The organism is Mesorhizobium sp. ORM8.1, from assembly GCF_053005525.2.
This window is the reverse complement of sequence record NZ_CM132600.1, coordinates 3,676,876-3,689,795: the sequence shown is the minus strand read 5'-3', so window position 1 is coordinate 3,689,795 and position 12,920 is coordinate 3,676,876. Positions and strand designations below refer to the sequence as shown.

General features: G+C 64.3%; 11 protein-coding genes and 3 pseudogenes. 4 read left to right on the top strand and 10 right to left on the bottom strand.

Annotated elements, in window-relative coordinates; all coding sequences use genetic code 11:
- Positions 1-2 precede the first annotated feature (2 nt).
- Positions 3-880 (bottom strand): annotated as a pseudogene (locus ACVDG8_RS18445) (LysR substrate-binding domain-containing protein).
- A 93-nt stretch (positions 881-973) separates the two neighbouring features.
- On the opposite strand from ACVDG8_RS18445, the gene ACVDG8_RS18440 reads away from it, so the two are divergent.
- Both ACVDG8_RS18440 and ACVDG8_RS18435 read left to right on the top strand, forming a co-directional pair.
- Complete coding sequence (locus ACVDG8_RS18440) at positions 974-1,675, top strand: haloacid dehalogenase type II (protein WP_447255951.1); 702 nt, start codon at positions 974-976, stop codon at positions 1,673-1,675.
- An 84-nt stretch (positions 1,676-1,759) separates the two neighbouring features.
- A pseudogene (locus ACVDG8_RS18435) lies at positions 1,760-2,556 on the top strand (class I SAM-dependent methyltransferase).
- 45 nt (positions 2,557-2,601) lie between these two features.
- Here ACVDG8_RS18435 and ACVDG8_RS18430 read toward each other — a convergent pair.
- From ACVDG8_RS18430 to iolE, 9 genes and pseudogenes are all read right to left on the bottom strand, one after another.
- A complete protein-coding gene (locus ACVDG8_RS18430) occupies positions 2,602-2,913 on the bottom strand; it encodes a hypothetical protein (RefSeq protein WP_447255949.1) in 312 nt (103 codons plus the stop codon).
- An 18-nt stretch (positions 2,914-2,931) separates the two neighbouring features.
- Positions 2,932-3,378, bottom strand: coding sequence for a sugar phosphate isomerase/epimerase family protein (locus ACVDG8_RS18425; protein ID WP_455707811.1), 447 nt, complete (start codon positions 3,376-3,378; stop codon positions 2,932-2,934).
- Between the two features lie 200 nt (positions 3,379-3,578).
- Positions 3,579-3,818, bottom strand: a pseudogene (locus tag ACVDG8_RS18420) (sugar phosphate isomerase/epimerase); the annotation flags it as partial.
- 85 nt (positions 3,819-3,903) lie between these two features.
- Entirely contained in the window at positions 3,904-4,896 is a 993-nt protein-coding gene (iolG, locus tag ACVDG8_RS18415; RefSeq protein WP_447255947.1) for an inositol 2-dehydrogenase, read from the bottom strand.
- A 66-nt stretch (positions 4,897-4,962) separates the two neighbouring features.
- On the bottom strand, positions 4,963-5,781 hold the full coding sequence (locus tag ACVDG8_RS18410; RefSeq protein ID WP_447255946.1) for a carbohydrate ABC transporter permease: 819 nt from the start codon (positions 5,779-5,781) through the stop codon (positions 4,963-4,965).
- On the bottom strand, positions 5,778-6,671 hold the full coding sequence (locus ACVDG8_RS18405) for a carbohydrate ABC transporter permease (RefSeq protein WP_447255945.1): 894 nt from the start codon (positions 6,669-6,671) through the stop codon (positions 5,778-5,780). The genes ACVDG8_RS18410 and ACVDG8_RS18405 overlap by 4 nt, the downstream gene beginning before the upstream one ends.
- A gap of 11 nt (positions 6,672-6,682) precedes the next feature.
- Positions 6,683-7,996: an extracellular solute-binding protein gene (locus ACVDG8_RS18400; RefSeq protein ID WP_447255944.1), complete on the bottom strand. Its 1,314-nt coding sequence runs from the start codon at positions 7,994-7,996 to the stop codon at positions 6,683-6,685.
- A complete protein-coding gene (locus ACVDG8_RS18395; protein WP_447255943.1) occupies positions 7,993-9,090 on the bottom strand; it encodes an ABC transporter ATP-binding protein in 1,098 nt (365 codons plus the stop codon). The genes ACVDG8_RS18400 and ACVDG8_RS18395 overlap by 4 nt, the downstream gene beginning before the upstream one ends.
- A 27-nt stretch (positions 9,091-9,117) precedes the next feature.
- The gene (gene iolE, locus ACVDG8_RS18390) at positions 9,118-10,029 is read right to left on the bottom strand and encodes a myo-inosose-2 dehydratase (protein ID WP_447255942.1); all 912 of its coding nucleotides are present in this window, start codon (positions 10,027-10,029) and stop codon (positions 9,118-9,120) included.
- Between the two features lie 522 nt (positions 10,030-10,551).
- Here iolE and mocR point away from each other — a divergent pair.
- Both mocR and ACVDG8_RS18380 read left to right on the top strand, forming a co-directional pair.
- Positions 10,552-12,024, top strand: a complete 1,473-nt coding sequence (gene mocR, locus ACVDG8_RS18385) for a rhizopine catabolism transcriptional regulator MocR (RefSeq protein ID WP_447255941.1) — start codon at positions 10,552-10,554, stop codon at positions 12,022-12,024.
- Positions 12,025-12,242: 218 nt separating this feature from the next.
- Positions 12,243-12,710 (top strand): hypothetical protein, encoded by a 468-nt coding sequence (locus ACVDG8_RS18380; protein WP_447255940.1) that lies wholly within the window; start codon positions 12,243-12,245, stop codon positions 12,708-12,710.
- Positions 12,711-12,920: the final 210 nt, after the last annotated feature.

Genomic DNA, 12,920 nt, shown 5'->3' with positions numbered 1-12,920 from the left:
ACCTAAGGGACGGGCGAAGCGCGTTGCTGGATGCTGCCGATGTTGCGAATCAGAAAATCGGCGAGCACGCGGGCCGGCGCATCCAGCCGGGGCGACGGGGCGATCAGGGCGAGCTCTGACGGAGGCTGCTCGGGGAAGCCGTCGGCCGGTGCCAGCCGGCGATGCTCGGGCAGCACCGCGTCCATGGGCAGAAGGCTTATGCCCACGCCCGATGCGACGGCGGCTTGCACGCCGATCAGCCCCTGGCTGGTGTAGGCGATGCGCCACATCCGGCCCGTCGCCTCGATCGCGCGCGTGGCCCTTGCCGATAGATGCAGCCTTGCGGAAACATGGCGAGCGGCACAGGATCTGCGTCGAGTTCGCCTGATTTGCCGGCAACCCAGACCAGGGTTTCCTGCCAGCGCCCCAGGCAATGCGCATCGCTGGGCTCCCGCTTGATCAGCGCCAGATCGATGTCGCCATTGTCCAGCAGCCGTCGCAGCTCGAAGCTCCAACCGCTCACCGTGTCGAGGCGAAGCTGCGGCGAGGCCCTCGAGAAGCCCGACAGCAAATCGATCAGTCGCCGGCCGGCGAAATCTTCCGGCACGCCGAGACGCACCGTCTTCGGCGCCGAGGGATACCGCAGCGCCTGCTCGGCCTCCGCCGAGATCGCCAGCAGGCGCCGGGCGTAGCCGAGCAGCAATTCGCCCTCTTCGGTGACCTGCGCGCCGCCCAGGGAGCGGTCCCTGAGAAGCAGGCTGTGACCGACATTTTCTTCAAGCCGTTTGATCTGCTGGCTGATCGTCGACTGCGTCAGGTGGATGCGCTCCGCCGCCCGAGTGAAGCCGCCGGTGTCGACGACCGCCACGAAGGTGCGCAGAAGATCGAGCTCGAGGTCCATTCGAAATCCCAATCGTTCTCATCGGAACATTTAATTTTCCAATGATGGATTCCGCTGCCAGAGTCCAGCCGGGTTCCCCGAGGTCTTCCTGGAATGGCATTGAACGGACCGCGCCCGACCTGGCTGACATTCGATTGCTATGGAACGCTCATCCAGTGGGATGAGGGCCTGATGGCGGCGATGGAAGCGATCCTCGCGCGTAAGGGCCGCAGGATCGACGCCGAAAAGTTCATTCCCGTCTATGACCGGCATGAGCATGAGCTCGAGCATGCCAGGCCGCATCTCTCCTTCGCCGAGGTTACGGCAAAATCTTTGCAGTTGGCGATGCGTGACTTTTCACTCGAAGCAGCCGTGGACGACGCCACGCTGCTGACCTCCTCGATCGGCCGCATGCCGCCCTTCCCGGAGGTTGTTGGTACGCTACGCCGGCTGAAGCAAGCCGGCTTCCGCCTGGCGATCATCTCCAACACCGATGACGCCATCATCGCCGGCAATCTCGCGCAACTGGGCGGCTCCATCGACCGCGTCATCACCGCCGAACAGGCGCAGGCCTACAAGCCATCCCGGCAGATCTTCGAACATGCCTGGCAAACCCTGGATGTGGCGAAGGACGAACTGGTGCACATCTGCGCCAGCCCGCATCTGGACCTGGCCGCTGCCCGCGATCTGAAATTCCGCGCCGTATGGGTCGATCGCGGCACCGGCCGTCGCCCGCCGCCCGACTATCAACCGGATGCGATCGCCCATGGACTGGATGCCGTGCCCGGCTTCTTTGAAGCGGCTGGCTGGCTTTAGCGTTCGACGCAATTTCAGACGGAAAACCGCCTCACACTTTTCCTCGAATTGCTTTAGCCTGCAGTTCAAGCGGAGGAGAATGGGATGGCGTCGATTTTCACGGTGCGTGCCGCGTCGGGCTATGAGCAGCTCATGGGCCGCTGGAGCCGCAGGCTCGCTACAGGTTTTATCGACTTCGCGGGCTTGGCCCCGGGGAGCGCATTCTCGACGTTGGCTGTGGCACTGGAAGCCTGACCTTCGAATTGGCAAAATCAGCCGACCTGACCGAGATCCAGGCCATCGACTTCTCGCCGGTTTTTGTCGAGGCGGCGCGAGCGCGCAACACCGATCCGCGCATAAATTTCCAGCAGGCGGACGCAACCGCGCTGCCATTTGCTGACGAAACATTCGATCGCGCCCTTGCCTTGCTTGTGCTGCACTTCGTGCCGGATGCCGGCAAGGCGGTGGCCGAGATGCGCCGGGTGGTGCGGCCGGGCGGCGTGGTCGCGGCCGTGGTGTGGGACCACTACGGTGGCATGCCCGGCTTTCGCATGATGGTCGATACCGTGGCGGCGCTGAGTGAAAGCGGCCGTCAGATGCGCAGTCGCTTTTGCTTTCAGCCGATGATGCAACCGGGTGAGATGAAGCAGAGCTTCATCGACCAGGGCCTGGCCGATGTTACCGAGACCCAACTGACGATCCGCATGGATTACGAGAATTTCGACGACTATTGGGCGCCGATCGCCGCCGGGGAGGGCCCGCTCGGCAGATACATGACGCTCGACGCAGCCGAGCGGACACGCGTCGAAGCAGCCGTCCGTGACGCTTATCAGGCCGGTCACCCTGATGGTCCGCGATCATTCGCCAGTGTCGCCTGGGCCTGTCGAGGCATCGTAGCCTAGGCAACTCCGGGCTTCGGCCGGCAATCGCGGAAAATAACATCTCATCTACTGCGATCGGAGCTGATCACGCACCGCATCGCGAAAACTGCGGAAGCTGGGGTAGCCGAGCAGCGCCAGAAGCCTCACCAGCGTCGTGGTGGGCAGGCCGGTGGCCCCGGCCATGCCGGCCGCCGTCATGAAAGCTGCGTCGGCCCATCGCGTGCGCAGGAAATCGCCGAGCGCCGGATGCTTGGCGACAAGTTTTGGTTCGCTGGCAAGCGCTGCAACCAGTGTCGGTGGCGGCGCCGGCCTTGCGGGCCGCGCGGGCGACGGTCTGCGAGGAGCAGGCCTGGATGCGAGCAATTCGGCGTTTGCCATGGGCCGCCTCTGCCTGCGTCAAGCCAGATTGATGGCGACGTTGCGCAGCAGTGCCACGGATTTGCGCATGCCCTCCATAGGCGACAGCATCATGTCTTCGTGCTCGATGGACAGCACGTCGTCGTAGCCGGCCTGCTTCAGCGCCGTGCAAAACTGCCGCCACCATGTCTCGCCGTGGCCGTAGCCCAGCGTGATGTAATTCCAGGCTCTCTCCGCAAACAGCGTCGGCGGACGCGCATCGAGCGTGCCGTCGATGCCGGCCGGTACCGGTTCGACGCGGGTATCCTTGGCGTGGACATAATAGATCGCGGAGCCGAGCCTGCGCACGGCGGCGATCGGGTCGGCGCCCATCCACATCGGGTGGCTCGGGTCGTAATTCGCGCCGATCGTCTCGCCGACGGCCTCGCGCAGACGGAACAGTGTCTGGACGTTGTAGACGGCCTGATGGCCGTGCAACTCAAGCAAAGCTTCCTGATGCCGAGATTGTTCGAAAACGTCACCAGATCGCGCCAATAGGGAATGATGCAGTCGTCCCACTGGTAGCGCTGGATGTCGGCGCATTCGGGCGGCCAGTCGGTGACGATCCAGTTGGGGTTGGCGTCGCCCGGGCCGCCGGGCAGCCCGGACATCATCACCACGCGGTCGATGCCCATCAGGTTCGCCAGCCGGATCGTGTCCTCGGTCACCTGGCGGTGCTTCTTGCCCTGCGGCCCCGGGTGCAGCGGGTTGCCCGAGCAGTTGAGCGCCGCGATCGTCAGTCCATGGTCGCGAACCCTGGCGACGAATTCGGCGCGCGCGGCGGCGCTCTCCAGCATCGCCGGCAGATTGATATGCGGTGCCGACGACCAGTTGCCGCAGGCGAACTCCAGCGTTTCCAAGCCGAGTTCGGCGGAGGCGCGCAGCATCTCGTCGAAGGAAAGGTTGCCCAGGCTGTCGGTGATCATGCCAATCTTCATCTGCAGGCTCCTGGTTGACTTCATGCCTCGCGGGTCAGAGCTTCACGGGCTCGAACCTGCCTGACTTGGCTGAGGCGAGCGCCGCCTCGCAAAGGATCATCGCTTTGCGGCCGTCGCTCGCCGTGACGTCGGGTTTCTTTCCCGTCTCCACGCAGGAGATGAAGTGATCGATCTCGGCCGCGTAGGATTCTGCGTAGCGCTCGACGAAGAAATAATAGGGCTTGTCGCGTGATATGCCCTTGCCGCCATGCATCTCCACCGAGGTCGGCAGCCGGTTGCCCGCCTGCAGCATGCCGTCGGCGCCATGCACTTCGATGCGCTGGTCGTAGCCGTAGGCGGCCCTGACGCTGTTGTTGATGTGGCACTGCCGGCCAGACGCGGTGCGCAGGATGAACATCGCGGTGTCGAAATCGCCGAGCTTCCTGTATTGCGGCGCCACTAGGGACGACCCGGTCGCGAACAGTTCCACCGGCTCCTCGTCCAGAAGGTTGCGCGCCATGTCGAAGTCGTGGATGGTCATTTCGCGAAAGACGCCTCCACCCCCGGCCAGCGCCTCCTCGGTTTCCGGTTCGGGATCGCGGCTGGTGATGATGATCTGTTCGACGGTGCCGATCTCGCCGGCGACAAGGCGCTCCTTCAGCGCCCGGAAGCTCGGATCGAAGCGGCGATTGAAGCCGATCTGGAACGGCACGCCGGCTTTGGCGACAGCGGCCAGGCATTCGTCGGTGCGCTTGAGGTCGAGATCAATCGGCTTCTCGCAGAAGATCGCCTTGCCTTTCGCGGCCGCGGCCATGGCGAGTTCGGCGTGCGTGCGCGTCGCCGAGGCGATGAACACCATCTTCACCGAGGGATCGTTCATCACTGTCTCGGTGTCGGCAATCTCGGCGCCGGTGACGGCGGCGACCTTCTCCGCCGCCTCGCGATTGGGATCGACGATGTAGCGCAGCCTCACCTTTGGGTGACGCGCCAGATTACCCGCGTGCACGCGGCCGATCAGCCCCACTCCGAACAGACATCCATCCATCATGCGTTCGACTTCCCTATGGGGCCGTTCCCGTCGCGGAACGGCCGGTTTATGTTGCCAGGGCGGCGTTCACTTCACCGCGCCCATGGTGAGCCCGCGAACCAGGTGCCGCTGCACCAGGAGCGCGAAGAAGACGATCGGCAGCGCGCCGATGACGCCGGCTGCCGCCATCGAGGCCCAATCGGTGTCGATGCGGCCAATCAGCGTCGCGGTGCCGCGCGGCATGGTCATGGCCCGCGGCGTCGCGGTCAGCGCCAGCGCGAAGAGGAATTCGTTGAAGGTGACCAGCACCGCGAAGATGGCGGTAGCCGCCAGCCCGGGCGCCGCCAGCGGCAGCGTGATGCGGCGGAAGGCGCCGAAACGCGAATCGCCGTCGACCATCGCAGCCTCCTCGAGATCGACGGGGATCTCGCGAAAGAAGCTCTCCATCATCCAGACGCAGAAGGTGACGTTGAAGGCGGTGTAGGTGGCGATCAGGCCGAGCCAGCTGTCGAGCAGGCCGAGGCTGAGCATCAGCAGATAGACGGGGATCAGGATGACGACCGGCGGGATGATGCGCAGCGTCAACAGGAACAGGCCGACCTTTCGCTCCGCGGCGAAAGGCAGGCGGAATCTGGCGATGGCATAAGCGCCCATCGCGCCGACCGCCAGCGCGATGGCGACGGAGAAGAAGGTCACCACCAGCGAGTTCGTCAGGTAGGAACCAAACTGCTTTTCGGTGAAGAGCCTAACGTAATTGTCGAACGTCGGCACATGCGGGTAGAGCGTGCCTTCCTGGGTGATCTCGCGGTTGGACTTGAGCGAGGTCGAGACCAGCCAGTAGATTGGCAGCAGCACGACGGCCAGCACGAAGATGGTTGTGAGGATGCGCGCCAGACGGATACTCATGACGCGTCGATCCTGCGCAGGAGCCTGATGGCGCTGAAGGCGAGCGCGAGCACGACGAGGCCGATCGTCACGAACAGCGCCGCCGCGTATCCGGTCTGCTGGAACTTGAACGCGGTGTCGTAGCCGTAGATCGAGATCAGCCTCGTCGCCTCGCCCGGCCCGCCACGGGTCAAGACGAAAACTTGGTCAAAGGTGCCGAAGGCATCGATAGTGCGTAGAACGATCGCCACTGCCAGCACCGGCCGCATCATCGGGAAGGTGAGATCGGCAAAGACGCGCCAGGCGCCGGCGCCGTCGACACGCGCCGCCTCGAACGGCTCGTGCGGCAGCGATTGCAGCCCGGCGAGCAGGATCAGGAACATCAGCGGCGTCCATTCCCAGACGTCGAGAACGACGAGGCCGATGAAGGCCTTGAACGGACTGCCGAGGATCTGCACCGCGCCGCCGCCCATAGCCTCCGCCAGCGCCGTCAGCATGCCGGCGTCGCTGGCGTAGATCAGGCGGAAGACGATGGCGACGACGACCGGAGTGACCACCATCGGGATGATGAGCACCGTCCTGAGCAGGCGGATGCCGCGAAACTCGCGCAGGCAGAACAGCGCCAGCGCAAAGCCGAGCACCGCCTCGATCGACACCGACAGCGCGACGAACTTGACGGTGACCCAGAGCGAATTCAGGAACTGCGCGTCGCTCCACAGATGCACATAGTTCTGCAGGCCGACATAGGAGATCGGCGAGCCGTAGCGGTAGGCCCTGGTGCTGGCCCTGAGACCATCCCAGAGCGGATAGACAAGCACACCGAGCACGATCATCAGGCCCGGCGCCAGCATGAGATATGGGAGGGCGAGGTCGAGCCCCGCCCCCTGCAGGCGATATTTGCGTGCCTGCATGCCGCTTTGCATCAGTAGTAACCGGCCGTGGTCAAATAGTCCTTGACCTGCTTGGCGGCCGTATCGAGCGCCGCGCCGCCGCCTGAACCGGCCTGCAGCGCCTTGTTGAGCTCGATGCCGAGCAGTTCCTCGACCTTCGCCCAGTCCGGCGTGCGCGGCCTCGGCAACGCGCCGGCGTCGAGCTGCTGCAGGGCGACCGGGATCAGCCGGTTGCCGGGCTTGGCGATGCCGAAGGCGCTGCGCTTGACCGGGATCGAGCCCGCTTCCGACAGCTTGGCCTGGGCTTCAGCGCTGACATACCACTTCAGGAACGCAATCGAGTTCGCTTTGTTGGGCGCCGATTTCGGCACGCCGGCAATGAAGATACCCATCTGCGCGATCGCCTTTTCCTGCTTCGGCACAACGCCGAAATCGAGCTTGCCGGCGACCTTGGTCTGGGCGGGATCGTCGGCCTTGAGCGCATTGCCCGAATACTGGATGATGGCGCCCGCCTCGCCGCCGAGGATCGCGGCGCCTTCCTGGTCGGAGTCGAACTCGACCACGCCGCTCGGCGCGTTCTGCTTCATCGTGCCGACGAAGAACTCGGCCGATGCCTTGCCTTCGGCCGAGTTGAAGATCGGGTTCCACTTGTCGTCGAAGAAGGCGCCGCCGAACGACAGGAAGATCGGATACCAACTGGTGACGATCGGGTTGCCGGAGACGCCGCGGAAGACGACCGGGTATTTGATCTTGCCGGCCGCCACGCCTTCCTTGCCCTTGGCGATCACCTCGTCCCAGGTCTTCGGCGCGCCGCCGGTGAAGACGTCGTTGCGGTAGGTAAGCGTCTGCAAATCGCCGACGAAGGGCACGCAGATCAGCGTCGGCTTGGCGTTCTCGAAGCCCTTGACGCGCGGTCCCTGCTGCGGCGGCCAGTAGCCCATGTCGATCATCGAGCCGATCCAGTCCTTGTCGGAGCCGTCGATGCCGCCGGCGCCGAGATCCTCCAGCACGTTGGCTGCGCCGAACTGCGGCACCCATGGATCGTCGAGCAGATAAAGGTCGTACTGGCCCGCGCCGCTCTGGGCGTCGGCGAACCACTTCTCCAGCGTCACGCCATATTCGTCCTCGAGGAACTCGATGTCGAAGCCCTGCTCCTTCGCCAGCGGGATGATCTTCTGCTTGAACGGCGTCAGTCCGCCATCGGCGAAGGCGCCGATGATGACCTTCTTGCCGGCTGCCCTGGCCGGCATCGGCAGGCCGAGCGCGGTGAGGGCCGTGCTGGCCATAGCCAGGCCGAGCCCGCCCTTGATGACGGAGCGGCGAGTAAGTCTGCTTGAATGCATCATTTCACTCTCCCATTGTTGTTGACCCTGTGGACGGCGGTAAGGCCGGCCGTATTGAAGAAACAGGCGTTCGCCGGGTCGAAGGCGACGCCGATGCTTTCACCCACAGCACCCCGGAAATCACGCCCGGCCCGCACCGAGACGTTGCCGCCGTCGAGACGGACATTGACCAGTGTCTCGTTGCCCATCGGCTCGACGACATAGATCTCGCCGGGCAGCGCTTCCGGCGCATCGGGTTGGGCGACGCTGCAATCTTCCGGCCTGAGCCCGATCTCGACGATTTCGGCCAGGCGGCACGTGGTGAGCCGTGTCCGCTCCAGCGCAACGATCTTTCCGCTCGCCATCACGCCTTGCTCGGTAAGCGCCACCGGCAGGATGTTCATCGGCGGATTGCCGACGAAGGTGGCGACGAAACGGTTAGCCGGGCGGTCGTATATATCGATGGGCGGCGCCATCTGCTGCAGATCGCCGCCATGCATGACGGCGACGAAGTCGGCCATGGTCAGCGCCTCGACCTGGTCATGGGTGACGTAGATGGTGGTGGCGCTGAGCCGCTGGCAGAGCCGCTTGATCTCGCCGCGCATGGTGAGCCGCAGCCGGGCATCGAGATTGGACAGCGGCTCGTCCATCAGGAAGGCCGCGGGGTCGCGCACGATGGCGCGGGCCAGCGCCACGCGCTGGCGCTGGCCGCCGGAGAGCTGGCGCGGCCTGCGGTCGAGCAGGTGGCCGATCTCGAGGATAGCCGCGACCTCGCCGATCTTGGCCTTGCGCCCAGCGTCCGGCGTGCCGCGGATCCACAGCGGATAGCCGATATTTTCGGCGACCGTCATCTGCGGGTAGAGCGCGTAACTCTGGAAGACCATGGCGATGTCGCGGTCGCGCGGCTGCAGGCGAGTGACGTCGCGCTCGCCGATGAACACCTTGCCGGCGCTCGGCATGTCCAGCCCTGCAAGGATGCGCAGCGCCGTCGTCTTGCCGCAGCCCGACGGGCCGAGCAGGGCGAGGAATTTGTGGTCGGGCACGGCGAGGTCGAGAGACCGGAGCACGTTGAGGGCGCCGAAATTCTTGACCACGCTTTTGTACAGGACCGAACTCATCGCCCTCCCCGGAGCCCCATTATGCTCTCACTCCTGCCGTTCGTGCACATAAAAGCCGGCGCCTTCTGCCAACGCCTTCAGATTGCGATACCCCAGCGTGGCATAGGTCAGCGGGTGCGCCTTGGCCGGGTCCTGCTCGGCCTCCACCACCAGCCAGCCTGCATAGCCCTTGTCGGCGAGGATCTTCAGCAGCGTCGGATAATCGATCGCGCCGTCGCCCGGCACGGTGAAAATGCCTTCCATCACCGCGCCCATGAAGCTCATGTCGGTGGCGCGCGCCTTCTTCAGCATCGCCGGGCGCACATCCTTGCAATGGACATGCACGACGCGGCCGACATGCCGGCGCAGAAGCTGCTCCGGGTCGCCGCCGGAAAAGGCGCAATGCCCGGTATCGTAGAGCAGCCCGACCGCATCGCCGGTGGTCGCCATCAACCGGTCGATCTCCGCGTCGGTCTCGACGATGGTGCCCATGTGGTGATGGAAAGCCATGCCGACGCCGAAATCGGCAAACCGTTCGGCAAGCCGCGTGATCTTGGCGCCGTAAGGCTTCCATTCGTCGTCCGCGAGCTTCGGCCGCTGCGAGATCGGGTCATGGATGCCGCCATGGCGGCCGCGCGAGGTGTCGGCATAGACGACGCGCCGGGCGCCGAGGTCGCGCAACAAGGTCAGATGCGGCCGGATCGCCTCGAACTCTTCGTCGACATCCTTCTCGCAGATGCGGCCATCATACCAGCCGGAGACCAGCGCCAGCCCGTAATGGTCGAGGATCGGCCGCAGCGTGCGGCTGTCGCGCGGGAACTTGCCACCGAGCTCCGTGCCGGCATAACCGGCTTGAGCGGTTTCGGAGAGACACGTCTCCAGCGGCGTGTCGCCGCCGAGCTCCGGCACGTCGTCATTGCTCCAGGTGATCGGATTGATGCCAAGTCGTACAGTTGTCATTGCTCGCTTTCCGCCCGCGGCCAAACGGCCGCGGGGTCCGTGGGAGGTTGAAGTGAATCCGGGTTCTTGGCGCAGGATGTGAAGCCCTGCCTTGTTGGTCTGGCCGGACCCCTCCCAGCGCCTAGCCGAACTTCGCGTCGACGTCTTACCCCAACGTCATGAGGCGAAGTCTACCCCGCTCTGTCTCCATCGCGAGGTCCAGTTTTCGGGAAAATGAAGGAACCAGTTCAAGTTGGAGGGTGGGTGTGGCAGGATGGGGTGATGGACCATTTGGAAATCATCAATCGTTGGCGCGAGGCCCCCCTCTCTGCCCTGCCGGGCATCTCCCCCTCAAGGGGGAGATCAGGCGGCGTGACGGCCTCCGCCAATCACCAACATTGCAAAGAAAAGCGAGGCGCCGAAGCTGCCAATCTCCCCCCTTGAGGGGGAGATGCCCGGCAGGGCAGAGAGGGGGCCTCGTGCGGCCGTGCAAGGCAAGCGCGTCTCGGCACGCCATTCCACCTGCGGCGGCGGCTAGCATCCATGCGCCCCCACCCCAAACCCCAAGCCTTCCCCCTCGACATGCTCGCCGTCAACCGCGCCAGCCCCGAGCACCTGTCGCGCCAGCTCTACCATGGCCTCGTCGCCATCATCCGCAACCGCGCGCTGCCGCCGGGCTCGGAGCTGCCCTCCACCCGCGCGCTGGCCGCCGAGCTCGACCTTGGCCGCAACACCATCGTCACCGCCTACGACCAGCTCGTCACCGAAGGCTATCTCGCCAACCGCCAAGGCGCGCGGCCCGTGATCGTCGACCTGCCCGAAGGCCCGCGCGAAACATTGGCGGAAGCCCCGCCCGTGCCGTTGCGCTCGCCATCGCAGCGCGGGCAGCTGCTGCTCAGCCAGCCCTACCATCACGGCACGCCCGGCCATGTCGCCTTCCACCCCGGCATGCCGGATGCGCAGAGCTTTCCCTTCGGCGTCTGGGGCCGGCTGGTGGCGCGCCGCGCCAGCCATGGCGGCGAGACCTTGTTCGGCACTTATGACGTCACTGGACATCCGGCGCTGAAAACAGCGATCGCCGGCTATCTGTTTTCCGCGCGCGGCGTGCGCTGCAGGCCGGAGCAGATCGTCATCACCACCGGTGCGCAGGCCGCCTTCGATCTTCTCGCCCGCCTGCTGCTCGACCCCGGCGACACCGTCTGGATGGAGGAGCCCGGCTATTACGGCGCCAAGGCCGCCTTCACCGTGGCCGGCGCAAAGATCCTGCCCATCCCGGTCGACCAGGAGCGCGGCTGGCGCCTCGACATGCCTGATTTTTCGCCGCGGCTCATCTATGTGACGCCGGCCTGCCAGCATCCGCTCGGCATCACCATGCGCATGGAGGAGCGGCTGCGCCTGCTCGACATCGCCGAGACCGCCAATTCCTGGGTGATCGAGGACGATTTCGACGGCGAATACCGCTTTCAAGGCCGCCCCGTGCCAGCGATCCAGAGCATGGACCGCTCCGGCCGCGTCATCTATGTCGGCACCTTCGCCAAGCTGTTGTTTCCCGCACTTCGCCTCGGCTTCATGGTGCTGCCGCCGGAGCTCGCCGGCCGCATCGTCAACGCGCTCTCCACCACAGGCCAGTTCGCGCCGCTGCTCCTGCAGGCCGCGCTCGCCGATTTCATCACCGAAGGCCATATGAGCCGCCACCTGAAGCGCATGCGCCGCATCTACGCCCAGCGCCGCCAGCTTTTTCGCGACATTGTATCGGAGCGGCTCAGCGACGAAATCACCCTCTCCCCCGCCGAAGCCGGCATCCAGGTGGTGGGCTATCTGAGGGAAGGCATCGACGACATCAAGGTCAGCCAGGCGGCGGCAAAGCGGGCGATCAACGTCTCGCCGCTGTCGAAATATTTCCAGAACACGGCGGCGACCCAAGGGCTGGTGCTGGGGTATGCGGCGTGTGATGCCGCGCAGACAAGGGATGGGGTCGAGCGGTTGGCGGCAGCGATACGCGAGACGCTGGGGTGAGGGGCTAAATTTCTAGAAGATTTATCGAGCAGTTGATATCGACCTAAGATTTCAGATTGCCCGTCGCACCTCAATTGACGCGTCGAATTGCAGTAGCTCAGTGGATGGCTACCACCGGTTTCGCATTCGCGGTCTATATAACTGGAAGTAGCTTCTACCGCCTTCATTTTTATCAGCGACCGGGATATTACTTGGTCGGGGAAGAATGGGGGAATTTCATGAAGATCGTACTGGCACTTTGTATTGCGCTGGCCGTTTCGGGATGTGCAGGAACTAGTGTTGTTCAGACATCAGGCGACACTGCCATCGTGACGGCCAGAGCGGCCCCTGTTTGCGGTGGTGTCGGCGCCGAGAGAGTCGCGGTAAGAGAAGCCGCCATCGAGACAATCAAAGCTGGGTTCGACAAATACATTATTTACGACGCCGCAGCCCAGAATACCGTCACCGCGACCCAGATGCCGGGGACATATAACACTGTTGGCACCGTCAACGGCGGGCTGCTGAACGCGACAACGACTTACCAACCTGGACCCACGGTCTATTCCGGTCACCATTCGCAGGCCTTCGCGATTAAGATGTTCAAGGACAGTGATCCGGCAGGAGCCAATGCGGTTGATGCTAAAACCACGCTCGGTCCGGAGTGGGCGAAGATGATCAAGCAGGGCTCGCTCACTACTTGTACCTGACCGTTTTTGATATTGCGACGGAGAGCAGGTTAACAGCATTAAGGCGGCCGGCGGACATAACCTGCTGATGGTGTGGCTAATTAAACGTCGAGCCCTTGGGACCACGAGACTTCCCTGAGTACCAGAGTTGACTGTGGCAAAAAGTCGGGCGCTAATCGGGACTTCGGATCTCAATCGGAGGCCAAGCGATCTCTGCGAACTCGGAATGCG

What these genes read in the sequence shown, in the direction of transcription:
- ACVDG8_RS18440 (WP_447255951.1), top strand. Translation starts at nt 974, where the DNA reads ATGGCATTGAACGGACCGCGCCCGACCTGGCTGACATTCGATTGCTAT.
- ACVDG8_RS18430 (WP_447255949.1), bottom strand. Translation starts at nt 2,913, where the DNA reads ATGGCAAACGCCGAATTGCTCGCATCCAGGCCTGCTCCTCGCAGACCG.
- iolG (WP_447255947.1), bottom strand. Translation starts at nt 4,896, where the DNA reads ATGATGGATGGATGTCTGTTCGGAGTGGGGCTGATCGGCCGCGTGCAC.
- ACVDG8_RS18410 (WP_447255946.1), bottom strand. Translation starts at nt 5,781, where the DNA reads ATGAGTATCCGTCTGGCGCGCATCCTCACAACCATCTTCGTGCTGGCC.
- ACVDG8_RS18405 (WP_447255945.1), bottom strand. Translation starts at nt 6,671, where the DNA reads ATGCAGGCACGCAAATATCGCCTGCAGGGGGCGGGGCTCGACCTCGCC.
- ACVDG8_RS18400 (WP_447255944.1), bottom strand. Translation starts at nt 7,996, where the DNA reads ATGATGCATTCAAGCAGACTTACTCGCCGCTCCGTCATCAAGGGCGGG.
- ACVDG8_RS18395 (WP_447255943.1), bottom strand. Translation starts at nt 9,090, where the DNA reads ATGAGTTCGGTCCTGTACAAAAGCGTGGTCAAGAATTTCGGCGCCCTC.
- iolE (WP_447255942.1), bottom strand. Translation starts at nt 10,029, where the DNA reads ATGACAACTGTACGACTTGGCATCAATCCGATCACCTGGAGCAATGAC.
- mocR (WP_447255941.1), top strand. Translation starts at nt 10,552, where the DNA reads ATGCGCCCCCACCCCAAACCCCAAGCCTTCCCCCTCGACATGCTCGCC.
- ACVDG8_RS18380 (WP_447255940.1), top strand. Translation starts at nt 12,243, where the DNA reads ATGAAGATCGTACTGGCACTTTGTATTGCGCTGGCCGTTTCGGGATGT.